Annotated in this window: 21 protein-coding genes (1 of these 21 running past the window's edge); 5 read left to right on the plus strand and 16 right to left on the minus strand. The window is 60.4% G+C overall.

Going from position 1 to position 24537, the window contains the following annotated elements; translation table 11 throughout:
- On the minus strand, positions 1-373 hold the 5' portion of the coding sequence (locus tag ACO07T_RS03710) for an SDR family oxidoreductase (RefSeq protein WP_209057408.1). It extends 359 nt beyond the left edge of the window; only the first 373 of its 732 coding nucleotides appear in the window; its start codon is at positions 371-373; its stop codon lies off the left edge, out of view.
- 198 nt (positions 374-571) lie between these two features.
- Here ACO07T_RS03710 and ACO07T_RS03715 point away from each other — a divergent pair, with 198 nt between their 5' ends.
- Entirely contained in the window at positions 572-1456 is an 885-nt protein-coding gene (locus ACO07T_RS03715) for an AraC family transcriptional regulator (protein ID WP_422048312.1), read from the plus strand.
- Between the two features lie 198 nt (positions 1457-1654).
- On the opposite strand, the gene ACO07T_RS03720 is transcribed toward ACO07T_RS03715, so the two are convergent.
- The 6 genes from ACO07T_RS03720 to ACO07T_RS03745 all read right to left on the minus strand — a co-directional run bounded on the left by ACO07T_RS03720 (position 1655) and on the right by ACO07T_RS03745 (position 9673).
- Positions 1655-3646: a methyl-accepting chemotaxis protein gene (locus ACO07T_RS03720; RefSeq protein ID WP_422048313.1), complete on the minus strand. Its 1992-nt coding sequence runs from the start codon at positions 3644-3646 to the stop codon at positions 1655-1657.
- A gap of 365 nt (positions 3647-4011) precedes the next feature.
- Positions 4012-5955 carry a methyl-accepting chemotaxis protein gene (locus tag ACO07T_RS03725; RefSeq protein ID WP_422048314.1) on the minus strand — a complete coding sequence of 648 codons (1944 nt, stop codon included), beginning with the start codon at positions 5953-5955 and terminating at the stop codon, positions 4012-4014.
- A 318-nt stretch (positions 5956-6273) separates the two neighbouring features.
- Entirely contained in the window at positions 6274-6900 is a 627-nt protein-coding gene (msrQ, locus tag ACO07T_RS03730) for a protein-methionine-sulfoxide reductase heme-binding subunit MsrQ (RefSeq protein ID WP_422048315.1), read from the minus strand.
- The gene (locus tag ACO07T_RS03735; RefSeq protein WP_422048316.1) at positions 6893-7051 is read right to left on the minus strand and encodes a GDCCVxC domain-containing (seleno)protein; all 159 of its coding nucleotides are present in this window, start codon (positions 7049-7051) and stop codon (positions 6893-6895) included. Before ACO07T_RS03735 ends, msrQ begins: the two co-directional genes overlap by 8 nt.
- Before the next feature lie 71 nt (positions 7052-7122).
- Positions 7123-8028: a protein-methionine-sulfoxide reductase catalytic subunit MsrP gene (msrP, locus tag ACO07T_RS03740; RefSeq protein ID WP_209057444.1), complete on the minus strand. Its 906-nt coding sequence runs from the start codon at positions 8026-8028 to the stop codon at positions 7123-7125.
- Between the two features lie 160 nt (positions 8029-8188).
- A complete protein-coding gene (locus tag ACO07T_RS03745) occupies positions 8189-9673 on the minus strand; it encodes an FMN-binding glutamate synthase family protein (protein WP_209077454.1) in 1485 nt (494 codons plus the stop codon).
- Between the two features lie 316 nt (positions 9674-9989).
- Here ACO07T_RS03745 and ACO07T_RS03750 point away from each other — a divergent pair, with 316 nt between their 5' ends.
- The gene (locus tag ACO07T_RS03750) at positions 9990-10961 is read left to right on the plus strand and encodes an alpha/beta hydrolase (protein WP_422048317.1); all 972 of its coding nucleotides are present in this window, start codon (positions 9990-9992) and stop codon (positions 10959-10961) included.
- On the opposite strand, the gene ACO07T_RS03755 is transcribed toward ACO07T_RS03750, so the two are convergent.
- From ACO07T_RS03755 to clpB, 3 genes are all read right to left on the minus strand, one after another.
- Positions 10948-11601, minus strand: a complete 654-nt coding sequence (locus tag ACO07T_RS03755) for an HAD family hydrolase (RefSeq protein ID WP_422048318.1) — start codon at positions 11599-11601, stop codon at positions 10948-10950. The two genes, ACO07T_RS03750 and ACO07T_RS03755, sit on opposite strands and share 14 nt — an antisense overlap.
- Before the next feature lie 7 nt (positions 11602-11608).
- Positions 11609-12964 carry a dGTP triphosphohydrolase gene (gene dgt, locus ACO07T_RS03760; RefSeq protein WP_422048319.1) on the minus strand — a complete coding sequence of 452 codons (1356 nt, stop codon included), beginning with the start codon at positions 12962-12964 and terminating at the stop codon, positions 11609-11611.
- Positions 12965-13052: 88 nt separating this feature from the next.
- The gene (gene clpB / locus ACO07T_RS03765; RefSeq protein WP_422048320.1) at positions 13053-15668 is read right to left on the minus strand and encodes an ATP-dependent chaperone ClpB; all 2616 of its coding nucleotides are present in this window, start codon (positions 15666-15668) and stop codon (positions 13053-13055) included.
- 258 nt (positions 15669-15926) lie between these two features.
- Here clpB and ACO07T_RS03770 point away from each other — a divergent pair, with 258 nt between their 5' ends.
- From ACO07T_RS03770 to ACO07T_RS03780, 3 genes are all read left to right on the plus strand, one after another.
- On the plus strand, positions 15927-16193 hold the full coding sequence (locus ACO07T_RS03770) for a hypothetical protein (RefSeq protein WP_422048321.1): 267 nt from the start codon (positions 15927-15929) through the stop codon (positions 16191-16193).
- 153 nt (positions 16194-16346) lie between these two features.
- Positions 16347-17066, plus strand: a complete 720-nt coding sequence (pyrF, locus tag ACO07T_RS03775; RefSeq protein ID WP_422048322.1) for an orotidine-5'-phosphate decarboxylase — start codon at positions 16347-16349, stop codon at positions 17064-17066.
- An 82-nt stretch (positions 17067-17148) separates the two neighbouring features.
- On the plus strand, positions 17149-18402 hold the full coding sequence (locus ACO07T_RS03780; protein WP_422048323.1) for a DNA polymerase IV: 1254 nt from the start codon (positions 17149-17151) through the stop codon (positions 18400-18402).
- Positions 18403-18573: 171 nt separating this feature from the next.
- On the opposite strand, the gene ACO07T_RS03785 is transcribed toward ACO07T_RS03780, so the two are convergent.
- The 6 genes from ACO07T_RS03785 to ACO07T_RS03810 form a co-directional block, all read right to left on the minus strand.
- On the minus strand, positions 18574-19794 hold the full coding sequence (locus ACO07T_RS03785; protein ID WP_422048324.1) for a phenylacetate--CoA ligase family protein: 1221 nt from the start codon (positions 19792-19794) through the stop codon (positions 18574-18576).
- Between the two features lie 127 nt (positions 19795-19921).
- The gene (locus ACO07T_RS03790; protein WP_422048325.1) at positions 19922-20740 is read right to left on the minus strand and encodes an ABC transporter ATP-binding protein; all 819 of its coding nucleotides are present in this window, start codon (positions 20738-20740) and stop codon (positions 19922-19924) included.
- 77 nt (positions 20741-20817) lie between these two features.
- Positions 20818-22101, minus strand: a complete 1284-nt coding sequence (locus ACO07T_RS03795) for an ABC transporter substrate-binding protein (RefSeq protein WP_422048326.1) — start codon at positions 22099-22101, stop codon at positions 20818-20820.
- 78 nt (positions 22102-22179) lie between these two features.
- Positions 22180-23256: a branched-chain amino acid ABC transporter permease gene (locus ACO07T_RS03800; protein ID WP_209057480.1), complete on the minus strand. Its 1077-nt coding sequence runs from the start codon at positions 23254-23256 to the stop codon at positions 22180-22182.
- The gene (locus ACO07T_RS03805) at positions 23256-23513 is read right to left on the minus strand and encodes a hypothetical protein (RefSeq protein ID WP_209057482.1); all 258 of its coding nucleotides are present in this window, start codon (positions 23511-23513) and stop codon (positions 23256-23258) included. Before ACO07T_RS03805 ends, ACO07T_RS03800 begins: the two co-directional genes overlap by 1 nt.
- Positions 23514-23533: 20 nt before the next feature.
- Positions 23534-24535 carry a branched-chain amino acid ABC transporter permease gene (locus ACO07T_RS03810; protein WP_209057484.1) on the minus strand — a complete coding sequence of 334 codons (1002 nt, stop codon included), beginning with the start codon at positions 24533-24535 and terminating at the stop codon, positions 23534-23536.
- Positions 24536-24537: the final 2 nt, after the last annotated feature.

The following is a 24537-nucleotide window of genomic DNA, read 5'->3' on the forward strand; positions in this document are numbered from 1 at the left end:
CCTTCATGTCACCAAGCACGGCCTGCATGCCATTGAGCAGAGCAACAACATTGAGGTCATACATGCGCTGCCATTCCACAGGATCCTGCGTATCGATCTGCCCCAGCAGCATCACGCCTGCGTTGTTGACCAGACAATCCACCGGACCGTAGGCGGCCTCTGCCTCGGTGATCGCGGCGCGGAAAGCGGCGGCATCGGTCACATCCACCTTGCGGCAGAGCGCATTGGGCAGACCCAGCGCTTCGATTTTCTCAACGCGACGCGCAACCAGCAGCAAAGGGTGGCCCGCTTCGGAGAAACGCTTTGCCATGGCGGCCCCGATACCGGAGCTGGCACCAGTGATAACAATAAGACCTTTGGTGTGTTCGGACATTTCACTCTCCATATGATGTGCGGCTCTGGGCCGTTTGTTCTGACAGGGAGATAGGACCATTGGCGCATTTGGTGAATGATGCATTCTGTCGAAGACTTGCGCATTCCTATCAATTGGGCGCAAAAGCCCCGAGACGATCGGACAAAACATGATCTATTGCACCTCAGGCACATGAGGTTTGGCACAAGGAGCCAGAGAATGCAGCATTTGGAAGCGGTGAAAGCACAGCATGGCTTTGGCCCCGGAGCGGGGTATGTGGCAACGCAGCTGCCGCAGGTGCAGTTCTTCTGGTCGACACAGACCGTGCCGCGCGCGCCGCTGATCTATAATGCGGGCATTGTGCTGATCCTGCAGGGCCATAAGATCGGCTATCTGGGCGATCACGTCTTTACCTATGATCCGGATCATTATCTGGTGGTCAGCCTGCCCACGCCGTTTGACTGTGCCACCTTTGCCACCGCAGAGGATCCGATGCTGGGGCTGTTCATCAATATTGAGCCTGCGGAGCTGCGCAGCCTTGCGCCTCTGGTGGACAGCGACACATTGAGCCCAACGGCGGCGCCTTTGGGGCTGTCCCCTGCCCCGGCGGATGCCGAACTGAAAGGATCGGTTGACCGGCTGCTCAAGGCGCTGTGTTCGGAGGCGGAAAGTCAGGCTTTGGGCAATGGCATTGTGCGCGAGATTCTGTTTCACGCACTTAAAGGCCCCCATGGTCCGGCGCTGCAGGCCTTGGCCAAGTCTGATTCACATTATGACCGGGTGGCGCGCAGCATCACGTTGATCCGCGAGCACTACCCCGACAACATCAGCGTGGATGCTTTGGCGGAAACCGCAGGCATGAGCGCGCCGGTGTTTTACCGCGCGTTCAAGAGCATCACGGGATCATCCCCCTTGCAGTATCTGAAGGCCACACGCCTGAGCCGGGCCAAAGGGCTGTTGCTGGAAGGCGGCATAGGGGTGGCCGAGGCGGCGCATCGGGTGGGATATGAAAACGCGGCCCATTTCAGCCGCGAATTCAAAAAGCATTTTCAGGTCAGCCCCAAAGAGGCGCAATCGTCGGGCTATCATCCGATTGATCTGTGATCGCCCGACAGTGATCTGCGAGGGCCGGTTTAAAGCACCGTCCTGAAAATCTGAAACGCTTGGTCTCCACCGAGGCGCAGGAGGCGAAGCCGACCAGCCCCCGACCCTCCCCCAAGGGAGGGGGCTTCACCCCCACCCAGGGTCGGGGGCTGGTCTATCTGACCCGCTACTGGCGTTGCAGATTTGTTGAGCGATGATCTAGAACTCCGCCCAAATGTCTGCCGCTGCGCTGCCATCATCAAAGGTGATCGCCGGGGCCGCCGCAGCAGCCGTGGCAGCCGCCGGGGCTGCGGGCTTGGGCTTGGAGGTTTCGACCTTGGCCTTGGCGGGCGCGGGTTTCGGCTTTGGCTTCGGTTTCGGTGCAGAGGCGGACTTGGCGGGCGCATCATTGGCTGCGGCCGCTGGAGCCTCTTCGGCAGTCTCAACAACTGGGGGCGTCGGACGTTTGCGCGCCGCTGCATCAATATTGAAACGACCCACCAGATCCGCAAGCTGCGTGGCATCGCCTTTGAGCATGTGGCCCGCGGCAGTAGCCTCTTCGACCATGGCTGCGTTTTTCTGTGTGACCAGATCAAGCTGGGAAACTCCGGCGTTGATTTCACCCAGACTTGCGGATTGCTCCACCGCGCCTTCGGCGATGTCAGACACCATCTGGGAAATGCTCGCCACACGTTCGGTAATGCTGTTGAAGGATTCGCCGCCCTTGCCCACCAGCTCAACGCCCTGTGCCACCAGTTTGGAGGAGTCTTCGATCAGGTTTTTGATTTCCATCGCCGCCTCAGAAGAGCTGTGGGCCAGGTTGCGCACCTCGGAGGCCACAACCGCAAAGCCACGGCCCGCATCCCCGGCGCGTGCGGCCTCAACCCCGGCGTTCAGGGCCAGCAGGTTGGTCTGAAAGGCGATGTCATCAATCACCGAGATGATCTGTGCGATCTGGCTGGAGCTGCGTTCGATTTCGGTCATGGCCTGAACCGCGTTCTGCACCACGGCGCCGCTGCGTTCGGCCTCTGATTTGGCCTCATCCATGGCGCTTTCCACGCTGCGGGCGCCTTCGGCGGCGGCTTTCACAGAGGTGGTCAGATCATCCAGCGCGGCGGCGGTTTCTTCCAATGTGGCCGCCTGGCTTTCGGTGCGTTTGGAGAGATCGTCAGAAGCCTGGCTGATTTCACCAGCGCCATTGCGGATAGAGCCTGCGGCCTCGATCACCTCGGTCATGGTCTGGCTCAGGTTGGCGATGGAGGCGTTAAAATCTGTTCGCAGCGCTTCGTAATGCTCCGGGAAGGAGGTGGTGATATTGGCCGCCAGATCCCCTTTGGACAGGCTAGAGAGATGGGCGGAAAGCGTCTGCACCACCTCGCTCTGGGCGGCATCGATGCGTTTTTGCTGCTCTTCCAACTCGCCTTGACGCACCAGCGCATCGCGGAACACCGCCACCGAGCGGGCCATATCCCCCACCTCGTTTTTGGTTTCCGTGAAGGGGATGTCGCTGTCGGTGTCGCCATCCGCCATGGTGCCCATGCGGGTGCTGAGCTGATTGAGCGGACGGGTCACGCTGCGGGTGATGAAGAAAGCCGCAATCCCCAAAATCAGGAGCGTGCCAGTCAGCGCTGCGATGGCTTCGTTGCGCAGCAGAGCCAGATCGGCCTCGATGTCAGAGACATAGGCGCCGGTGCCGATCGCCCAGCCCCAGGGCTCAAACTGCAGCGCATATCCCAGCTTGGCCTCCGGCTCGTCGCTGTCCGGTTTGTTGAAGTGATAGAGCACGCTGCCGTGGCCGGTTTCAAAGGCGGCACTGTAGAGCGCTTCAAACAGGCGCAGACCGTTCACATCCTCCAGATCGCGCTGGCTGGTGCCGATCCAGTTGGGCCGGTGGGGGTGCACCTGCATGATGTAGTTCTTGTCAAAGACAAAGAGATAACCGGTTCCATCATAGGAAAACGTATTGAGACGTTCGCGGCCGATGGCCTGTGCCTCTTCCAGCGTGTAGGCACCGGATTGCACGCCGGCGTGCAGATCGTCGAGCAGGCTCGCGCCGATTTCCGTGATGTGGTGCAGTTCCTTCTCGCGCATGGTCTCGATGGAGCTGCGCATGTGGCTCTGCAGGATGGTGGTCAGGCCAACGGACAGGGCAAGCGCCAGCACCGCAAGCGCCACGATGCGGGTGGACAGTTTGGAAAAGAAAATAGGCATAATTTGGCGGCCCCGATTTAGAAAAGAGTGTGCTTACTTTTTTGGTAGGACCGCAGAGGTTAAGGCCGGCTTACTGGGTATCATTGAGCAGGGCATTTGGGGCTCGGATGGGACGATCCTCGGCGAAGTGCACAAAAAACGCGCAAAGTTGAGACGCGGAAAGCGGTGCGTTTTCAGATGATAAACTCACCTTTGAGTTGTGCGTCTCTCGCCCTCACCTGAATACAGAAAATTCTTCCGATTCCAGACGGTTTTTGCGGATTTGGCGCGGGGGTGGCGGAATGCCCTTGGATGGCTGGGGCGATGCAATGAAAAACGCGGCCCCTGAGGGACCGCGTTCTTCGTGGTGTAGGAGGGCAGAGGGTTTAGAATTCAGCCCAGATGTCAGCCGCTGCATTGCCATCATCAAAGGTGATCGCTGCCGGTTGGCGCGCAGGCTCGGCCTTAGCAGGCTGCTCTGCAGCGGGTTTGGGCGCTGCCGGTTTTGGTGCTGCGGCCTTTGGTTTGGCAGCAGGTTTGGCGGCTGGCTTCTCAGAAGAGGTCACAGCTTTCACCACAGGGCGCTTGGCTTTGGCGGCGCCCAGGTCGAAGTTGTTGACCAGATCCACCAGACGCGCGGCATCGCTTTTGAGCAGGTGGCCGGCGGCGGTGGCCTCTTCGACCATGGCGGCGTTTTTCTGGGTCACATGATCCAGCTGGGACACACCGGCGTTGATTTCGCCCAGACCGGTGGATTGCTCCACCGCGCCTTCGGCGATGCCCGACACCATCTGGGAAATCTTGACGACCCGTTCCACAATGCTGCCCAGCGCTTCGCCGGTTTTGCCAACCAGATCCACACCGCGTTCCACGTGTTTGGAAGATTCATCAATCAGCGCCTTGATCTCGTTTGCCGCCTCAGAGGAGCTGTGCGCGAGCTGGCGCACCTCGGATGCCACAACCGCAAAGCCTCGGCCAGCGTCGCCTGCGCGGGCGGCCTCCACCCCGGCGTTCAGCGCCAGCAGGTTGGTCTGGAAGGCGATGTCGTCAATCACCGAAATGATCTGGGAAATCTGGCTGGAGCTCTGCTCGATCTCGGTCATGGCTTTGACAGCGCTCTGGACAATCTCGCCGCTGCGCTCCGCTTCGTTTTTGGCGTCCGCCATGGTGGTTTCCACATCACGCGCGCCGGTGGCGGCGGATTTGACCGAGTCGGTCATGTCATCCAGCGCAGCGGCGGTCTCTTCCAGCGTGGCCGCCTGGCTTTCCGTCCGTTTGGACAGATCGTCAGAGGCCTGGCTGATCTCATCTGCACCATTGCGGATGGAGCGGGCCGACTCGACCACTTCGGTCATGGTCTGGCTAAGCGTGGTGATGGAGGAGTTGAAGTCCGCACGGAGCGCCTCGTAATGCGACGGGAAGCGCTCGATGATTTTGGCCGACAGATCGCCCTGTGCGAGACGGGACAGGTGGCTGGAGAGCGTGGTCACAACTTCGCTTTGCGCGGCGTCGCGTTCTTTTTGCTCTTCTTCCAACTCTTTCTGACGCACCAGCGCATCGCGGAACACACCCACGGTGCGGGCCATGTCGCCCAGCTCGTTCTTCGTTTCGGTGAACGGGATGTCGCCGTCGGTGTCACCCTCAGCCAGATCATTCATGCGGTTGCTGAGTTTGCCCATCGGGCGGGTGACGCTGCGGGTCAGGACGACGGAGGCCACAACCAGAAGCACCAGTGTGATGCCGAGCACCATCAGCGCCTTGTTGCGGATCACCGCGATCTCGGCGTCGATGTCGGACACATAAGCGCCGGTGCCGATCACCCAGCCCCAAGGTTCAAAATACCGGATAAAGCCAATTTTGGCTTCCATCACATCGCTGCCCGGCTTGATGAAGTGATAGATCAGCGTGCCGGCACCGGTGGCGCGGGTGGCGTTCTTCAGCTCCTGATAGACATAGATGCCGTTGGTATCCTGGAAATCCTTGCGGTTCACACCAACGGTTTCTGGAGCAACCGGATGGGCCTGAATGACGTAGTCATTGTCAAAGGCGTAGACATAGCCATTCTCCCCAAAAGCCATGTTCGAGAGGCGCTCGCGCGCCAGATCTTTGGCCTCTTCTTCTGTGTAGCGACCCGCTTGAACATCGCTTTCAAGATCTTTGAGCAGGTTCACACCAATTTCGGTGATCGCATGCAGCTGTTGGTCACGCATGCTTTCTGCGGTGCGCGTGGCTTGGTTCTGCAGCACGATGGTCAGCACAATCGACAATGCCAGCGCCAAAGCGGAGAGCGCGGCAATGCGCGTGGAGATTTTGTGAATGAATGAGGGCATGATTTCGGGATTCCTACACCAACCGATATTTTTGGAAGCGGGAGATAGGGGGTGCCGGGTTAATGTTCGCTTACCACCGAGGCGAAAGTGGCGCGCAATTTTCACCACTTTTTCTCATCATCCGGCACAAGGTGCTCGCACCTCTGACGCAGGGTCAATGAAAGCCTTTTTTGTCAAATGGTTATGCTTTGAGCGGGCACGCGGAGAAGTAGGGAAAATGCAACTGAACTCCCAAAGGAGGCCGCATCTTATGCAGGATTGCTCATCACGGAAAATGCCCTGCGGTCTCTCAATGGGGCAGCCGCCCCAATTGAGTTGTCAGGCGGCGCTGCGCAGGGGGCCTTTTTTGGGGTGGCGCATCTGACGTTTGGGCAGGCGGCGCAGGGCGATCAGGCCGACGATCACGAGCAGATAGACATAGGGCTCATACTGAAAGCTCTTGATCTGCATGATGTAGTGGATGCCGCCCAGCAGCACGGCGAGGTAGGTCGCCTTGTGCAGTTTGCGCCATTTGGGGCCGAGCTTGCGCACGGATCGGTTGTTGGAGGTCACCGCAAGCGGCAGCAGGATCAGCAGAGAGGCCATGCCCACGATGATGTAGGGGCGCTTGGCGATGTCGGCCCAGACCTGGCTGAGGATCTGCACATCGAGCACCATCCAGACCAGAAAGTGCAGCAAGATGTAGAAAAAGCTGATCACCCCAAGCGCGCGGCGCCAGCTGAGGAAGTTCAGAGGGGTGAAACGGCGCAGCGGAGAGACCAGCAGAACCGCCACCAAGACCTGAAGACCCGCCTTGCCCAGCGCGTGCTCCATCGCCTTGGCCGGATCCACACCCAAACCGCCGGTGAAGCCCGCATAAAGCAGCCAGACCGGATAGGCGGCCCCTACAAGATAGAGCAGCCAGCTTGGTGTTTTGCGAATGGCGGTGTTGAGCGCGTCAGTCATCGTCACCTTCCCCGCATGTTTCGCCCCGCTGGATCGGCGGACATGGTGCGGTGCCGTATGAGCAGAACACACAGCAATCGCCGGGCAGCGGTTTGATCAGCCCGTCACAGGAGGGGCATTCCAGAAAGAAAAGGCAGCTGTCTTCAGGCATCTGATGTGCCTCCTCGTGACCGCAATGCGGGCAGGTCACTTGGGATATGAGGATCAGCCCCTGCATCCGCCTTAGTAGTTCTTCCGCAGGTCCATGCCTTCATAGAGGCCGGCCACTTCTTTTTCATAGCCGTTGAACATCAGCGTCGGGATGCGCTTGGCAAAGAAACCGCCGCCGATCGGGCGCTCAGACGCCTGAGACCAGCGCGGGTGATCCACCTGCGGGTTCACGTTGGAGTAAAAGCCATATTCGCTTGGGATCGACTTGTTCCAGCTGGTGGGCGGCTCTTTGTCCGTCAGCGTGATGCGGACAATGGATTTGATCGACTTGAAGCCGTATTTCCAAGGCACGACCAGACGGATTGGCGCGCCGTTTTGGTTGGGCATGGGTTTGCCGTAAATCCCTGTGGCCATCAGGGTAAGTGGGTGGTTGGCCTCGTCCAGACGCAGGCCTTCGACATAGGGCCATTCAAGGAAAGGCTGGCGCTGGCCGGGCATTTCTTCGGGGCGGTAGAGCGTTTCAAAGGCCACGTATTTTGCGCCCGACTGCACACCGGCGAGATCCAGCAGGTCTTTCAGCTCAAAGCCGTTCCAAGGCACCACCATGGACCACGCCTCAACACAGCGGAACCGGTAGATGCGCTCCTCAATCGTCATCTTGGACAGGATGTCTTCCAGAGCGTAGTCACCCGGATTGTCCACCATGCCGTCGATCTTGATCGACCAGGGTTTGGTGGTCAGCGCAGCGGCGTAGCGGGCCGGATCTTCCTTGCGGGTCCCGAACTCATAGAAGTTGTTGTACTGGGTGATGACGTCAAACGGCGTTGGCTCCAGCGTCTCGGCGGCGGCCTGTGCTTTTGGCGCGATGGTTGCAAGGCCAAGACCGGCCATGCCCGCCATGATCTGACGGCGGTTCAGATAGGCGGACTTTGGGGTCACATCGTCATGTGTGAGGTCGTTGGTCCAGCGGTGGGCCATGTAGAGTCTCCTTTGTCTTGAGGAGAGACATAGCGCATTTGCCCCCCCAATCGCCACAAAGACAGGCCACACCAGCGGTCACGATGATGTGGGCGGGCTGTAATGTTTTGGTGCGGTCCTCGCCTGCCCTGCCAAACAGGAGGACAGGCGCGCGGCGCGGTCAGACGCTCTCGGGGCGCGGGAAGACCTCGTTCATCGGCACAGAGCGGCCGTTTTCCTGCACCAGACGCACGTGGCGGCGGCGCAGTTTGCGCGGATCAGACACGCCCACGGAGTGTGAGAGCACCTCGACCTCTTTCACGATGGCCTTGGCATAATTGGCCACGCGCGGGGCCTTGCGGTCCACCACCAGACCTTTCTGGAATCGCGGATCATGGGTGGTGATGCCGGTTGGGCAGGTGTTTTTGTTGCATTTGAGCGCCTGAATGCAGCCCAAGGAGAACATGAAGCCGCGCGCAGAGGTGACAAAATCCGCGCCCGCCGCCAAGGCCCAGGCCACATCGCCGGGATTCACCAGCTTGCCTGACGCAATCAGGCGCACGCGATCCTGCAGGCCAAACTCTTCGCGCAGATTGGCCACCAGCGGCAGCGCTTCGCGTACCGGCATCCCCACCAGATCCATCAGCGGCATGGGGGCGGCGCCGGTGCCGCCTTCGCCGCCATCAATGGTGATGAAATCGGGCGCAAAATCCGCGCCGCGCCGGGTGATGGCTTCAAAGAACTCCCGCATGGTGGTTTCCGCGCCCACCACGGTTTTGATCCCGACCGGCTTGCCTGTGACCTCGCGCACATGGGTGAGCATGTCGATCAGGTGATCAAAGCTGTCGATTTCGCGGTGGCGGTTGGGGGAGATGCCATCCTGCCCCACTTTGAGGCCGCGAATGGCGGCGATTTCCTCGGTCACCTTCTCGCCGGGCAGAATGCCGCCTTTGCCGGGCTTGGCCCCCTGCGCCATTTTAATCTCAAACATGCGGATGGCTTCGTGGCTGGCAACCTCTGCCAGCTTGGCATCATCCAGACCGCCGTGCTCATCACGCACGCCAAACTTGGCCGTGCCGATCTGAAACACCAGATCGCAGCCGCCCTCATAGTGGAATGGCGACACGCCGCCCTCCCCCGTATTGAGCCAGATCCCGGCCTGCGCCGCCCCCTGGCTGAGCGCCTGAATGGCAGGTTTGGACAGGGCGCCGTAGCTCATGCCCGAGATATTGAAGAAAGAAGGCGCCAGATAAGGGGTGCGGGCGGTTGGCCCGATCAGCAGAGGCTCTGATTTGGCGTATTGGTCATCGAGCGGCGGGAAAGGATCATTCACAAAGATCGGCGTGCCCGGCACGCTGAGGTTGCGGGTGGAACCAAACGCAATGGTGTTGGATTTGCCTTCGCCGGCGCGGCCAACCCATTCCCGCTGCGCACGGTTGAAGGGCAGCTCTTCGCGGTCCATGGCAAAGAAATACTGGCGGAAAAATTCGCCAAGCTCTGAGAAGATATGACGGAAGCGCCCGATCACCGGATAGTTGCGGCGGATGGCGTCTTCGGTCTGGCTGCGGTCGACAACGAAGAGGACAAGGGCCAGAAGCACCAGAGCGGCAAAGATCAAAACAAAGACGAGACCCAGCACTTCGACGATGTCAAAGGCGGTTTCCATTGAGGCTGCCATTTCCATAGGTGGCGCTCCTTATGATTATTTTGGCCTTAAAGTGATCCTATGTGTCCCAAGGGGCAAGTCACGATCAGACAACAAATACGTGTGTTGGGCGACAAACAGCGCGCCACGTTGCGAGGTCAGGCGTTTCGATCTAGGCTGATCTTACTGTTTCTGAGCCCGCAAATCCTGCCTTTCTGCCGCTCTATGAGGATCGTTTTTGAGATCGCGGCGGTGGGTCTGCGTATTTTTGCAGGATGTTGGGCCATTTGTGCGCTGCGCGATATTCAGCGCTTTGTTTATTGAGTGGATGTGTCTCATGTTATTTATCACCAATCGTTTTCCCACCCAAAGCATTCGCAGCCGTAAGGGCCGCCGCTTTACCTTTGATCTGGACAACAACGCGCCGTCCAACTCGGTGTTTTACTGCGAGACGGGCTCGGATGGGCACCACACCGAGATCACCAGCGATGAGCTTCTCAAACGCGTGCGCGAAAGCCAACGCCGTCAGATCCTGCTCTATGTGCATGGGTTCAACAATCTGCCGGATGTGGTGTTTGAGCGTGCCGCCGAGCTGCAGACGTTTTGTGATGCGGCCAAACCCAAGGAAGTTCTGGTGCTGCCGCTGATCTGGCCCTGTGACAACGGGCTGGGTGTTGTGCGGGATTATTGGGATGACCAGAAATCCGCCGACCAGAGCGGCTATTCCTTTGCGCGGGTGCTGGAGCGGTTCATGAAATGGCGCAACAGCGCGGACAATGAGCCGGAGGTGGCACCGTGCCTGAAGCGGATCAATCTGATCGCGCATTCCATGGGCAACCGGGTGTTGCGCCAGACGCTGGTCGCCTGGGATCAATATGATCTGGCCGCCGGTGTGCCGCTTTTGCTGCGCAACACGTTTATGGTGGCCGCCGATGTGGTGAATGAGACCGTGCATGAGGGCAAGCCCGGCGCGCTGATCAGCCATGCCTCGCGCAATGTGGTGGTCTATTACGCTTCAGACGATCTGGCCTTGCGGGCCAGCAAGGCGGCCAACCTGCGCAACAAGGTGGCGTCGCGGCGGCTGGGGCATACGGGGCCGGAAAACATCAGCCGCACGCCGCGCAATGTGTTTCAGGTGGATTGTGACGATGTGAACACCAGCTATGACACCCCCACCGGACACATGTATTTTCTCGACGACGGAGGCGGCAAGAAACCCGGCAAAGTGTTCAACCACATGTTTGACTGCATCCTGAACGGGCGGGTGTTCCCCGATGACCCCGATCAGCGCTCGATCATTTTGAAGTGAGCCCCAGCAGCCCTGGCAGTGCATGCATATCGTCAAAGACGTCGTCACAAATCGGCGTGAGGCGTGTCGGGTCTGTGTCTGCGGTGAAGCCCAAGGTGCGCATGCCTGCCGCTTTGCCTGCGCGGGCACCGCTGGGGCTGTCTTCCACCACCACGCAGTTTGCAGGGGCAATGCCCGCATCCGCCGCGGCCTTGAGATAAACGTCAGGTGCGGGTTTGGGGTTGGGCACATCTTCGCGGGAATAGATGCGGCCTGCGAGACGTGAGGCGATGCCGCAGCGGGTGAGCGTGATCTCCATTTTGGCATGCGGGCCGTTTGAACAGACCGCATAGGGAATACCTGCCGCATCCAATGCATCGAGCGTCTCAATGGCACCCGGGATCGAGGTGACCTCGGTGGCAAGGCGCTCAAACATTTCCGCGTAGATCAGATCAACCCAATTGTCCTCAAGGGTGGCCCCAAGACCGCGCGCTGTTTTGGCAACGCCCGCGATGGTGCCGCCGACAAAGAGGTCTATGACCCGGTCGTGAGACACTTGCAGGCCGCGTGCGGCGAGGTTTTCAACCAGCAACGCGTTGGTGACAGGCTCGCTGTCCACCAGCACGCCGTCACAATCAAAGAGAACAAGATCTGGGGTCATGGGCATGTCAGGCGGTGCCCGAAACCATTTGGGCGGAAGCAATGGCGTGGCGGTCTGTCATGCCGGAGACAAAATCAGTGATCCCATGGGCGGCGGTATAAGGATTGCTCACGTCGCGCAGATCCAGGCCAAAGGCGCGGACAAGTTGCGCCTCATAACTTGGCAGCGCGTCGGCGTTCCAGTTGTTTTGGCGCAGCGCCTCATAGACAGGCAACACGCCATCAAGCACCCGCCAGATTGCATTGCGGCCCTGAATTTCCAGCCGGGTTTTGCGCGGAGCCGTGAACAGGCGCTCTCTTGCGGTTTCCTTGATGCGCGCGAAGGCTTCATTTTTGTCCGACACGGCAATCAGCTCATCTGAGAACTGGCCGGACAAGATGGCACCGTGATGGGCGATGAAGGCGGCCACACAGGCGTCAATCGCGCCGCCAATGGCGCGGGCACGCAGGTAGCTGATGCGTTCATAAGGCGTGTAGGCGGATTGATCGCGGTTGGTCAGACGGCAGAGCGGCGCGAGCAGTTCCTCCACCCGCTCAAGGCTGAGATCACCGGCGGAATAGCCGTCTTCGAGATCCACAATGTTGTAGCAAATGTCGTCTGCCGCCTCGACCAGATAGACCAGCGGGTGACGCCGCCACCAGAGGCTGCCATCAGGTGCGGTTTCTTCGGGCAGCCCCAGCGCCTGTGCCACGGTTTTGAGCGTGTCATATTCGCTGTGGAACGCGCCAAACTTCTTCGCCCCCACATAAGGTGCCTTGCCGCCATTGGCCGCTTTCAGCACAGCAGAGGTGCTCGCCGTCATCGGGTATTTGGTGAAGGCCCCAAGCACCGCATTGGAGAGCCGCATGCCGCCTTCGTTGCGATACATCTCCAGCCGGGTGACGATGCGAAAGCCCTGTGCGTTGCCTTCCAGCGGGGTGAATTCCGCCTGCTTGGCGGGGTCTAAATCCGCAAATAGCCCTGTGTTTGCGTCAAATTTCTCGGCAAACCAGCCGCCCATGGCCTCTTCGCCTGAGTGGCCAAAGGGCGGGTTGCCAATATCGTGTGCCAGACAGGCAGCGTGGACGATGCCCGCGATCTTGGGCGCTTCGCCAGCGGTCAGATGCCCCTGCTCTTCCAACCAGCTGCCAACTTTCATGCCCAAGGTGCGGCCTACGCTGGCGACCTCGACCGAGTGGATCATGCGGTGGCGCAGGTGATCGTGCTCATAAAGCGGGTGGACCTGTGTTTTGTTGGCGAGCCTGCGAAACGGCGCAGAGAAGGTGATCCGGTCGGCGTCCTGTACGAAGTTCTGGCGCAGGGGGTCTTCCTGTTTGCCAATGTCAGAGGCGCGGTCGGTGTTGATCAGGGTGTGCCAGTCCAAAATGTGAGGTCCGTTTGTCTGTCAGTGAAGTCTGTGGATGAAAAGAAAAAGCCCGCTGCGGACAGCGGGCTTTCTGGAAGATTTCAGATCAATGCACAACCGCATCATCCGGTTTTGGCTGCCCTGAGGTGCCGAGCCGGTCGCCGATGATCAGCCCATCTGCCCCGGCGCTGACCGGGATGGTGTCGCCGTCTTTCACGTCGCCTGCCAGAAGCGCCTCGGCCAGCGGGTTTTGCAGGGCGCGTTGGATCACGCGTTTGAGCGGGCGGGCGCCAAAGACCGGATCATAACCTTCATCGGCGAGCCATTTTTGCGCCCCTTCGTCGAGCTCGATGCCGATTTTGCGGCCTGCGAGACGTTTTTTCAGGCGGGCGAGCTGGATCTCGACGATGCCATCCATATCGGCGCGGGCGAGACGGTCAAAGATGATGGTCTCATCCAGACGGTTGAGGAATTCCGGGCGGAAGTGGGCGCGCACCGCATCCATCACATCGCGACGCGCGTCGGCTGCGTCCGCGCCTTCGGGCAATTGGCTGAGCGCCTGCGCGCCAAGGTTGGAGGTGAGGATGATCAGCGTTTGTTTGAAATCCACCGTGCGGCCCTGACCGTCGGTGAGCACACCATCATCGAGCACCTGAAGGAGCACGTTGAAGACATCCGGATGGGCTTTCTCGACCTCATCAAACAGCACCACTTGATAGGGGCGGCGGCGCACGGCCTCTGTCAGCACCCCGCCTTCGTCATAGCCGACATAGCCGGGAGGCGCGCCGATCAGGCGGGCGACCGCGTGTTTCTCCATGAATTCCGACATGTCGATGCGCACCATGGCGCTGTCATCATCAAAGAGGAAGTCGGCCACAGCTTTGGTGAGCTCGGTTTTCCCTACGCCGGTGGGGCCGAGGAAGAGGAAGCTGCCAAGGGGGCGGTTTTCATCGTTGAGGCCTGCGCGGGCGCGGCGCACGGCGTTGGACACGGCGGTCACGGCGGCGTTCTGGCCGATGACGCGGGCGTGCAGGTCGTCTTCCATGCGCAGGAGCTTTTCACGCTCGCCTTCGAGCATCTTGGAGGTTGGAATGCCTGTCCAACGCTCGACCACCTGGGCGATCTGCTCCGGGCGCACGGCCTCTTCCACCGTCATTTCGCCTTCGCCGTTTTCGGCGGCATCGAGCTGTTTCTCCAGATCAGGGATCACGCCGTAGCTCAGCTCACCCGCGCGGGCGAGGTTGCCTTCGCGTTTGGCGATGTCCAGATCGGCGCGCGCCTGATCCAGCGCTTCCTTGATGTACTGCGCGGAGGCGAGCTTATCGCGACCGGCCTGCCATTTGGCGGTGAGCTCGGCGGATTTCTCCTGCAGATCGGCGAGGTCTTTCTGCAGGGTTTCCAGACGGTCCACAGAGGCGGCATCATCCTCAAGCTGAAGCGCCTGTTCCTCGATCTGCAGTTGCAGGATCTGGCGATCAAGCGCGTCGAGCTCTTCGGGTTTGCTGTCCACTTCCATGCGCAGGCGGGAGGCGGCCTCGTCCACAAGGTCGATGGCTTTGTCCGGCAGGAAGCGATCCGTGATGTAGCGGTGGCTGAGCGTGGAGGCGGCAACCAGCGCTGAGTCAGAGATGCGCACGCCGTGATGCAGCTCATATTTTTCCTTGATGCCGCGCAGGATGGAAATTGTGTCTTCCACGGTGGGCTCTTCGACCATCACCGGCTGGAAGCGCCGCGCGAGGGCTGCGTCTTTTTCCACATATTTGCGGTATTCATCCAGCGTGGTGGCGCCGATGCAGTGCAGCTCGCCGCGTGCCAGAGCCGGTTTGATCAGGTTGGCCGCATCCATGGCGCCCTCTGATTTGCCGGCGCCCACAAGGGTGTGCATCTCATCAATGAAGAGGATGATTTCGCCAGCCGCTTCGGTGACTTCGGTGAGGACCGATTTCAGACGCTCTTCAAATTCACCACGGTATTTTGCACCCGCAATCAACGCGCCCATGTCGAGCGCGAGAAGCTTCTTGTTGCGCAAGCTTTCCGGCACGTCGCCGTTGACGATGCGCAGGGCCATGCCTTCGGCAATCGCGGTTTTCCCGACGCCGGGCTCCCCGATCATCACCGGATTGTTTTTGGTGCGGCGGCTCAGGACCTGCATGGCGCGGCGGATTTCATCATCGCGGCCAATGATCGGGTCGATTTTGCCTTCGCTGGCGCGCTCGGTCAGATCCTGCGCGTATTTCTTGAGCGCCTCATAGCCATCCTCAGCCGACGCGCTGTCAGCGGTGCGACCTTTGCGGATGTCGTTGATCGCAGCGTTGAGGGCTTTGGCGGTGACATTGCCGGCCTCAAGCGCGTCGCGGGCTTTGGATTTCACCATCACCAGCGCCATCAGGATGCGCTCCACCGGCACAAAGCTGTCGCCTGCTTTCTTGGCAAGGCTTTCGGCCTCAGAGAGCACTTTGGCGGAGGTGTTTTCGAGATAGGGCTGGCCGGTATCGCCCGACACCTGCGGCTGTTTGGCAACGGCGGCGTCCACCGCTTCGCGCACAGCTGCAGCGTTGCCGCCTGCGCGGCTGATCAGGTTGGCCGCAAGCCCCTGATCGTCGTCCATCAATGCTTTCAGAATGTGTTCGGGCACCAGACGCTGGTGATTTTCCCGCATCGCGATGGTCTGCGCCGCCTGAACAAAGCCGCGTGACCGCTCCGTGAACTTGCTCAAGTCCATGGGTTTTCTCCTTCTCATAAGCGCCCGATTGCCGATAACGCCCGCTTTGCGGCACGTCAGGTTGTGGGCCTCGGTAAAGATGTGGGATCTTGCGTGTGTCAGGTCAAGATTGCCAGACAGGAATTTAAATCTGTCTCAACGGATGCGGGATTTTCCAAGGCGAAAAGGGCACAAAAATTCCCCTAAATTGAGACAATTTTCGCCCTATTTTTGCGCCAGACTGAACATCGAACAGAATGTTTATGGGGGTGGCATGCCATGCATGTGACAGAAATTCAGATCAGCAACCCGATGTATCGCCAGACACTGGGCGAGCTGACCGCTGTGGTGAGCCTCAGCAGTGCATCGCGTGATGTGCGAGTGCATTGCGCAGTACCGGCAGAGGACAGCACCGAGCCGCAGAAAGGCGCCGGACGGCTGGCCTTGATCCGCGAAGCGCTGCGGCAGCTGCGCCGGATGCCAGAGATGCGCACCGGCCGCGAAGAGCTTTCTTTTGCGCCGGGCGTGTTGCCAAGCGAGGGCTGATCCGCCCCAAAGGCGATCTATTGAGCCTCCCGAAGGGGAGGCTTTTTGCGTTTCTGGGGCCTGCCCTGAAGCACGCAGGCTTGCCGGAGCGGAGATGAGGCGTTAGAAGGCGCACGTTTGCTTTGTGCCACCCTAAATTGCTGGAGACCTCCCATGAGTTCAGACGACCGCCTGATCGTAGCCCTTGACGTGCCCAACGCCCTGCAGGGTTTGCAGCTAGCAGAGCAGATTGGCGATGCCGTGTCTTTCTATAAGATCGGGCTTGGCATGCTGACCGGAGGCGGGCTGGCGCTGGCCAATGAGCTGAAAGACGAGCACGGCAAGCGCATCTTTCTGGACATGAAGCTGTTTGACATCGGTGCCACCGTTGAGGCGGCGGTGCGCGGGCTGGCGCAGTTTGATCTGGATTTCCTGACCGTGCATGGCGACCCGCATGTGGTGGCTGCGGCCAAGGAAGGCGCGGCGGGCAGCAATCTGAAAATTCTGGGTGTGACCATCCTGACATCGCTGGATCGCGGTGATCTGGACAACTGTCTGATCAAAGAGGGCGAGATCAAGGATCTGGTGCAGGAGCGCGCGGGCCGGGCGTTTGACGCGGGCGCGGATGGCGTGATTGCCTCCCCTCAGGAAGCCGCGCTGATCCGGGCCCTGCCGGAATCTGAGGGTCGTCTGATCGTGACCCCCGGCGTGCGCCCCGCAGGCGCAGCACTTGGTGATCAGAAGCGCGTGGCCACGCCAGCCAATGCGGTGGCAGATGGCGCTGACCATATTGTGGTGGGCCGCCCGGTCTGGACCGCCGAAGACCCGCGCGCCGCAGCGCAAGCCATTGTGACAGAGCTGGCCTCTGCACAGGCCAAGCGCCCCAACCGCTAAGCCAAAGCCTGCGCGCCGCCCCTGTCAGGCGGCGCGACTGCTGTTATATTGAGGCTCCGAGACTCACGTGAGAGACGCGCGGATGCCCGCATTTTGCCGAGACTGCCTGACCGAGAGCCAAAGCGCGGCGCGCTGTGGCCACTGTGGCAGCATGCGCATGATTTCCCATCCGGAGCTGTTTGATCTCTCTATCGCGCATATGGATTGTGATGCGTTTTACGCAAGCGTTGAGAAGCGCGACAATCCGGAGCTGGTGGACAAGCCGGTGATCATTGGTGGCGGGCGGCGCGGTGTTGTTTCCACCGCCTGCTATGTGGCGCGCATTCGCGGGGTGCGCAGCGCCATGCCGATGTTTCAGGCGCTCAAGCTCTGCCCCGAGGCGGTGGTGATCAAGCCGCGCATGTCGGTTTATGTGGAGGTCAGCCGCGCCATTCGCGCGATGATGGATGAGCTGACACCGGTGATTGAGCCGTTGTCGCTGGATGAGGCGTTCCTTGATCTCACCGGCACCACAAAGCTGCATGGTGCGCCGCCAGCGGTGATGCTGGCGCGGCTGACAAAACGCATGAAAGACGAGCTGGGCATCACCGGCTCAATTGGGCTGTCGCACAACAAATTCCTCGCCAAAGTGGCCAGTGATCTGGACAAGCCGCGCGGGTTTTCGGTGATTGGCAAGGCGGAGACCGCTGACTTTTTGAGTGATAAGCCGGTGCGGATGATCTGGGGGATTGGTCCGGTGGCGCAAGAAAGCCTTGAGCGCGCGGGCATACGTACCTTCACCGACCTGCTGCGCTGGGATCAGGAAGACCTGATCGCGCGGTTTGGCAACGCGGGCTATCGGCTGTGGCATCTGGCGCGGGGGCAGGACAAGCGCAAGGTGTCGGCCCATGCGCCGATGAAGAGCATCAGCAATGAGACCACGTTTTTTGAGGACACTGCCAGCCTGGATGTGCTGGACGGGCATATCTGGCGGCTGTCGGAAAAGGTGTCGGATCGGGCCAAGGCCAAGGATCTGGCCGGACGGGTGGTGACCTTGAAGCTGAAGCGCGCCAATCACAGCACGATCAGCCGCCGGATCAGCCTGCGGGACGCGACGCAGATGGCGGACACGCTCTATCGCACCGCGCGGGGGCTGTTTGATCAGGTTGGCAATGAGGGGCCTTACCGGCTGATCGGGGTGGGACTGGCGGATCTGGTGCCCGCCGCGCAGGCGGATCTGTCAGGTGACCTGCTCGATCCGCAAGCGGTGCAGCGGGCCAAGGCGGAGCGGGCCACCGATGCGATCCGCGCACGGTTTGGTGCGGATGCGATCCAGAAGGGGCGTGGGATACGGTGAGGGAAAGGGCAGCGCCCGACCGCGGGTGGGCGTTCGAACGCTTGGTCATTGCCACATAGCCTGCAAATCTGCGCCACCTGCAGAGAGATTGGCTGACCTGTCAAAAGCGCCCGCCCATGGGGGCAGGCAGGTGCAGCCCGTGCCGCAAGCGACACGGGCGTTGGTTTTGGATCAATCGTATTTGCGCTGGTCTTCGATGACGATGCCATCTTTGGGCAGGCTGCCCGGCGCGACGATTTCCACGGTGCCTTTGAGCTTGAGCGCATCCACAACGGAGGCCCCATAGGCGGCCGCATCACCGCCCGGAGATTCAATCTGCACTGTCATCACATCCATTTCACCGGAACGCGTGGCGATGACGCGCGCCTTTGCGATCTCGTCATGTTTGGCCACCAGTGCCGCGACCTGCTCTGGCCGCACAAACATGCCTTTGATCTTGGCGGTCTGGTCGGCGCGACCCATCCAGCCTTTGATGCGCATGTTGGTGCGGCCACAGGGGCTTTCGCCCGGGAGGATTGCGGAAAGATCGCCGGTGGCAAAGCGGATCAGCGGATAATCGGGGTTGAGCGTGGTGACCACCACTTCGCCCACCTCACCCGGCGCGACTGGGGTGCCGGTGCCCGGCGTGACGATTTCGACGATCACGCCTTCGTCGATGATCATGCCTTCCATGGCCTCAGATTCATAAGCAATCGAGCCCAGATCGGCGGTGCCATAGCCCTGAAGACAGGTGATGCCGCGATCGGCATATTCCTGACGCAGCGAGGGGAAGAGCGCGCCGCCGCCGACGGTGGCTTTGGTGATCTGGAGTTTCTCGCCCATCTCCTCAGCCTTGTCCAAGATGATCTTGAGATAGTCGGGCGTGCCGGCATAGGCGGTGGTGCCGATGTCCACAGCGGCGCGGACCTGCATTTCGGTCTGGCCGACACCTGCGGGCAGCACTTTGGCCCCCACGGCGCGGGCGCCGCTTTCAAACATCATGCCCGCCGGGGTCAGATGGTAGGAAAAGCAGTTGTGCACGATGTCCGCAGCCCCAATGCCCACTGCATGCAGCACGCGGCCAAAGCGGAACCAGTCATGGCTGGTGCCACCGGGTTCATAGATCGGACCCGGAGACTGGAACACATGGGCAATGTTGGGATTGCTGAGATCGGCAAAGCCGCCGAGCGGGCCTGCGGCTTTCTGTGCGGCACCAAGCTCTGATTTGCGCAGCACGGGGAGGTCTGCCAGCGCCTGAGCCGAGGTGATCTTGGCCGGATCCACATCCGCCAGACTGGCCGCAAAGCCCGGCAAGGCTTTGGCGCGGGCCAGCTGCGCAGGCAGGGCTGCGCTCAGATCGGCGGCGCGCTGATCGGCGCTGCGGGTTTCCAACTCATCAAAAAAGCGGCTCATGGTGCCATCCTTTATGTGCTCTGCCGCCATGCGTGCGGCCAAAGATTTCTTGTGCGCGCGCTGAGAGAGAGCGGCGCGAGACGGGAAGTGGGTGCCCGGTCAGCCCGGGCAGAAAGGGAGGCTGAGGTCAGCTCAGCCAGCGTTTGCGGCGACGGTAGGAGCGCACGTCGCGGAAGGATTTGCGGCCTTCTTCAGACATGCCGAGATAAAATTCCTTCACATCCGGGTTTTCGCGCAGATCGGCGGCAGGGCCATCCATCACCACGCGGCCGGATTCCAGAATATAGCCATAATGGGCAAAGCGCAGCGCCACGTTGGTGTTCTGCTCTGCGAGAAGGAAGGTGGCGCCTTCTTTCTCGTTGAGGTCTTTCACGATGGTGAAGATTTCTTCCACCAGCTGCGGTGCAAGGCCCATGGAAGGTTCATCCAGCAGAATACATTCCGGGCGGCTCATCAGCGCGCGGCCAATGGCGACCATCTGCTGCTCCCCGCCGGAGGTATAGCCCGCCTGCGATTTGCGGCGCTCTTTCAGACGTGGGAAATAATTGTAGACCATCTCGAGATCCGCGGCGACTTCGCCACCGCTGCGGGTGTAGGCCCCGGTCAGCAGGTTCTCTTCGACCGTGAGGTGCTCAAAGCAGTGACGGCCTTCCATCACCTGAATGACGCCTTTTTTCACCAGCGCCGCCGGATCAAGATCTGCCACAGGTTCGCCTCGATAGTTGATCGTGCCTTTGGTGACCTCGCCGCGCTCGGAGTGCAGCAGGTTTGAGATGGCCTTCAGCGTGGTGGTTTTGCCTGCGCCATTGCCGCCCAGCAGTGCGGTGATGCCGCCCTTGGGAACCGAGAGGCTCACGCCTTTCAGCACAAGGATCACGTGATTGTAGATCACCTCGATGTTGTTGACCTCCAGAAGGGTCTCTTCGGTGCGACCAGCGTCAAGCATAAGCGTTGTCTTTCGTCTCAGGATCAGGGTGCCCCGGCCAGCCAGTTCCGGCCGGGGCGGTTGGGTTTGCGCGAGGCTTACTTACAGGCCGCTTCGATGTTGTTTTCAGCGGCGTAGGCTGCGGAATCTTCCGCCACCAGCGCGCCGATCACCTCACCGTCGGTCTCTTTAAAGTCAGAGATCATCGACCAGGTCTGATTGGCCGCGTCCCACTGGGTCACACCCACGAGGCCCGGGCCACCGTGGTTCTGACAGGAGACGTTGAAGGCCGGACCAAAGTTCGGCATGCCGAGCGCGGTCATTTTGGCCTCATCAATCTGCAGCGCTTCCATGCCGTCACGCATCTGGCTTGGGGTGATGTCAGCCGTGCCGTGGATGCCCTGAGCGGTTTTGGCCGCCTCAGCTGCGAGCATGGCGGCATACATGCCACGGTTATAGAGCACGTTGCCGACCTGATCGCCTGCGCCTGCCGCTTTGCCCGCATCAACAACATACTTCTGGATGTCGTCAAAGATCGGGAAGTCACGGCCCACGTTGTGGAAGGTCAGCGCCTTGAAGCCATTGGCCTTCGCGCCCGCTGGCAGCACGTCATGCTCTGCACCGGACCACCAGATGCCGATGAAGTTTTCCATCGGGAAGCGGATGTTGGCAGCTTCCTGAACCGCAACCTGGTTCATCACGCCCCAGCCCCACATCAGAACAAAGTCCGGACGTTCGCGGCGGATCTGCAGCCACTGGGATTTCTGCTCCTGACCGGGGTGATCCACCGGCAGCAGGCTCAGCTCATAGCCGTGCTTTTTCTGCAGCTCTTCGAGCGTGCGGATCGGCTCTTTGCCGTAAGCGGAGTTGTGATAGACCAGCGCAATTTTCTTGCCCTTCAGGTCACCGCCATTGGTCTCAAGCAGGTAGTTCACCGCACCGGAGGCCCCATCCCAGTAGTTGCCAGGGTAGTTGAACACGTGGCTGAAGACTTCGCCGTTGGCGGCAGAGGTCCGGCCATAGCCCATGGAGTGGATCGGAATGTCATCCGCGGTCGCTTTGGGGATCAGCTGATAGGTGATGCCGGTGGAGAGCGGCTGATAGACCAGCGCGCCTTCGCCTTTGGTGGATTCGTAGCATTCCACACCTTTGGCGGTGTTGTAGCCGGTTTCACATTCGATCATGCGGATCGGAACGCCACCAATGCCGCCATCACGCTCGTTCAGCAGAGTGAAGTAATCTGCGTAGCCATCCGCGAAAGGAATGCCGCCTGCAGCGTAGGGGCCTGTGCGGTAGCTGAGTGATGGGAACACCAGATCGGCCATTGCCGGGGCTGCCGCCATCACCGCGCCGAGCGCCATGGATGCGAATTTCAATTTCATCGGGTTTCTCCTCCCTTGGTTTTTGTCCGATGGTGAGCGCAGAGCCTCCCCGCCCCGCGCGCTGGTCATGGCCCCGCCTTAATGCGGGAAGGGCCACAACCTCAGCTTCTCCTTGGCCACGCGCCAGAGCTGCGCCAGACCATGGGGTTCTGCGATCAGGAAGACGATGATCAGCGCCCCCACGATCAGGAATTCGAGGTGTGCGGCGATATCGGTTGGCCAGCCAAGGCCTCCCACCAGCACGTTTTTCAGCAGGACCGGCATCAGAACCAGGAAGGCTGCGCCGGCAAAGGAGCCAAAGATCGAGCCCAGACCGCCAATGATGATCATGAAGAGCACCAGGAAGGACTGGTTGATGCCAAAGGCTTCGCCCACTTCCACCGCGCCCAGATAGACCGAGAAAAACAGCGCGCCCGCAACACCGATGAAGAAGGAGCTGACAGCAAAAGCAGAGAGCTTGGCCTTCAGCGGGTTCACACCGATGATTTCAGCGGCGATGTCCATGTCGCGGATCGCCATCCATTTGCGCCCCTGCATGCCGCGTGTCAGGTTGCGCGCCACAATCGCCAGCAACGTGAGGATCACGAGGCAGAAGAGATAAGGCGCCCATGCGGTGGTGTTTGGGCCGGTCACGGCGATGCCAAACACGGTGCGCTCCGGTGCGGAGATCTGGCCGGAGGCGGAGTAGTTGTAAAACCACGGCACCCGGTTGAAGAGCCACACCAAGAAGAACTGTGCCGCCAGTGTGGCCACCGCCAGATAGAAGCCTTTGATGCGCAGTGATGGCAGACCAAAGAGCACCCCGACCAGCGCGGTCACGCCACCCGCCAGAAGCACGTGGATGAAGATGTTGATCTCCGGGAAAGAGGTCATGAGCTTGTAGCAGGCATAGGCCCCCACCGCCATGAAGCCCCCGGTGCCCAGGCTGACCTGCCCGCAGTACCCCACGAGGATGTTCAGACCAATCGCCGCGATCGCATAGATCAGGAACGGCAGGAAGATCGCGTTGACCCAGTAGTCATTGATCAGGAACGGCACCGCGCAGAAGGCAAAGAGCATCACCGCATAGTACCGATAGCGATCAAAGCGGATCGGGAAGGTTTGGTTGTCGTCGGCGTAGTTCGTTTTGAAGTCGCCCGCTTCACGATAGAACATCAGCTGTTCTCCTCGTTATATTCTCTTTCAAGATGGGACCGGTCCGCCCGGTTCCCCTTTTTCGCATAGCCCGTGGCCTCTGAGTGCCGCACAAGCTTGAGGTAACACCACACTCCCAGCGCTCCCCCTGTCGCCGCGAGGACCGCGGCGGTGGTCATTTGCCCCGCATCAGCCGGGTCCGCCGTGATGGCGAGGTAGCCGAAGGCCCAGAAACCGGACCAGGCGATGACGTTCAGGATGGCTAGAAGTTTTGGCATATCCTGTGAGACCTTTCGTTTCAGACCCTCTCGATGATTTTTTCCCCAAACAGGCCCTGCGGCCGGAAGACGAGGAAGACGAGTGCCAGCACATAGGCGAACCAGTTTTCGGTTGCGCCGCCGACCAGCGGGCCGATGGTGAATTCAAAGAGCTTTTCACCGACACCGATGATCAGGCCACCGACAATGGCGCCGGGGATCGAGGTGAAGCCGCCCAGCATCAGCACCGGCAGCGCCTTGAGTGCGATCAGCGAGAGCGAGAACTGCACACCGGATTTGGCACCCCACATGATGCCCGCCACCAGCGCGACAAAGCCTGCCACGGACCAGACCATGACCCAGATGAAGTTGAGCGAGATGCCCACCGAAAGCGCCGCTTGGTGATCGTCGGCCACAGCGCGCATGGCGCGGCCCTGTTTGGTGTACTGAGAGAACAGCACCAGTGCGATCACGAGAATAGTGGCGATCACCGTGGCAACCAGATCGAGCTGATCCAGGAAGAAGCCGTAGAAGTTCTCGTTGCCCATGCCGAGCCACTGGGTGTTTTCCTCAATCCAGAAGCTGCCGCCCTGAGGCAGACCCACATCCAGCGTCTTGATGTCAGAGCCCCACATCAGGTCGCCAAAACCTTCGAGGAAATAGGCGAGACCAATGGTGGCCATGAACAGGATGATCGGTTCCTGATTGACCAGATGGCGGAACACAAATTTCTGCACCGCCCAGGCGAGGAACACCATGACACCCATGGTCAGAAGGATCGCCAGGATCGCGGGCACGTGCCAGCCAAAGTGGTGGATTTCCGTGCCGAGTGCCGCGTTGATCAGATGCGCAAAAGGCACCTGCCCTTTCATGATCCCCACCAGGGTCGCCGCAGAGAACAGCGCCATCACACCCTGAGCGTAGTTGAAGATGCCGGAGGCTTTGTAGATCAGAACGAAGCCCAGCGCGACGAGCGCATAAAGCACCCCTGCCATCAGGCCGTTAAGCACAACCTCGGTGCCGTAGAGAAGACTTTCAGGCATCA

This window comes from Shimia sp., from assembly GCF_965227725.1.
Taxonomy (GTDB): Bacteria; Pseudomonadota; Alphaproteobacteria; order Rhodobacterales; family Rhodobacteraceae; genus Shimia.

Bases quoted from the DNA above. Each gene is read 5' to 3' on its own strand.
- clpB (WP_422048320.1), bottom strand. From the start codon at position 15,668: ATGGACTTGAGCAAGTTCACGGAGCGGTCACGCGGCTTTGTTCAGGCG.
- ACO07T_RS03795 (WP_422048326.1), bottom strand. From the start codon at position 22,101: ATGAAATTGAAATTCGCATCCATGGCGCTCGGCGCGGTGATGGCGGCA.
- ACO07T_RS03780 (WP_422048323.1), top strand. From the start codon at position 17,149: ATGCCCGCATTTTGCCGAGACTGCCTGACCGAGAGCCAAAGCGCGGCG.
- ACO07T_RS03750 (WP_422048317.1), top strand. From the start codon at position 9,990: ATGTTATTTATCACCAATCGTTTTCCCACCCAAAGCATTCGCAGCCGT.
- msrP (WP_209057444.1), bottom strand. From the start codon at position 8,028: ATGGCCCACCGCTGGACCAACGACCTCACACATGACGATGTGACCCCA.
- ACO07T_RS03755 (WP_422048318.1), bottom strand. From the start codon at position 11,601: ATGACCCCAGATCTTGTTCTCTTTGATTGTGACGGCGTGCTGGTGGAC.
- ACO07T_RS03770 (WP_422048321.1), top strand. From the start codon at position 15,927: ATGCATGTGACAGAAATTCAGATCAGCAACCCGATGTATCGCCAGACA.
- ACO07T_RS03725 (WP_422048314.1), bottom strand. From the start codon at position 5,955: ATGCCCTCATTCATTCACAAAATCTCCACGCGCATTGCCGCGCTCTCC.
- ACO07T_RS03715 (WP_422048312.1), top strand. From the start codon at position 572: ATGCAGCATTTGGAAGCGGTGAAAGCACAGCATGGCTTTGGCCCCGGA.
- ACO07T_RS03735 (WP_422048316.1), bottom strand. From the start codon at position 7,051: ATGCCTGAAGACAGCTGCCTTTTCTTTCTGGAATGCCCCTCCTGTGAC.
- ACO07T_RS03800 (WP_209057480.1), bottom strand. From the start codon at position 23,256: ATGTTCTATCGTGAAGCGGGCGACTTCAAAACGAACTACGCCGACGAC.
- ACO07T_RS03720 (WP_422048313.1), bottom strand. From the start codon at position 3,646: ATGCCTATTTTCTTTTCCAAACTGTCCACCCGCATCGTGGCGCTTGCG.
- ACO07T_RS03790 (WP_422048325.1), bottom strand. From the start codon at position 20,740: ATGCTTGACGCTGGTCGCACCGAAGAGACCCTTCTGGAGGTCAACAAC.
- ACO07T_RS03745 (WP_209077454.1), bottom strand. From the start codon at position 9,673: ATGGAAACCGCCTTTGACATCGTCGAAGTGCTGGGTCTCGTCTTTGTT.
- msrQ (WP_422048315.1), bottom strand. From the start codon at position 6,900: ATGACTGACGCGCTCAACACCGCCATTCGCAAAACACCAAGCTGGCTG.
- ACO07T_RS03805 (WP_209057482.1), bottom strand. From the start codon at position 23,513: ATGCCAAAACTTCTAGCCATCCTGAACGTCATCGCCTGGTCCGGTTTC.
- pyrF (WP_422048322.1), top strand. From the start codon at position 16,347: ATGAGTTCAGACGACCGCCTGATCGTAGCCCTTGACGTGCCCAACGCC.
- ACO07T_RS03810 (WP_209057484.1), bottom strand. From the start codon at position 24,535: ATGCCTGAAAGTCTTCTCTACGGCACCGAGGTTGTGCTTAACGGCCTG.
- ACO07T_RS03785 (WP_422048324.1), bottom strand. From the start codon at position 19,794: ATGAGCCGCTTTTTTGATGAGTTGGAAACCCGCAGCGCCGATCAGCGC.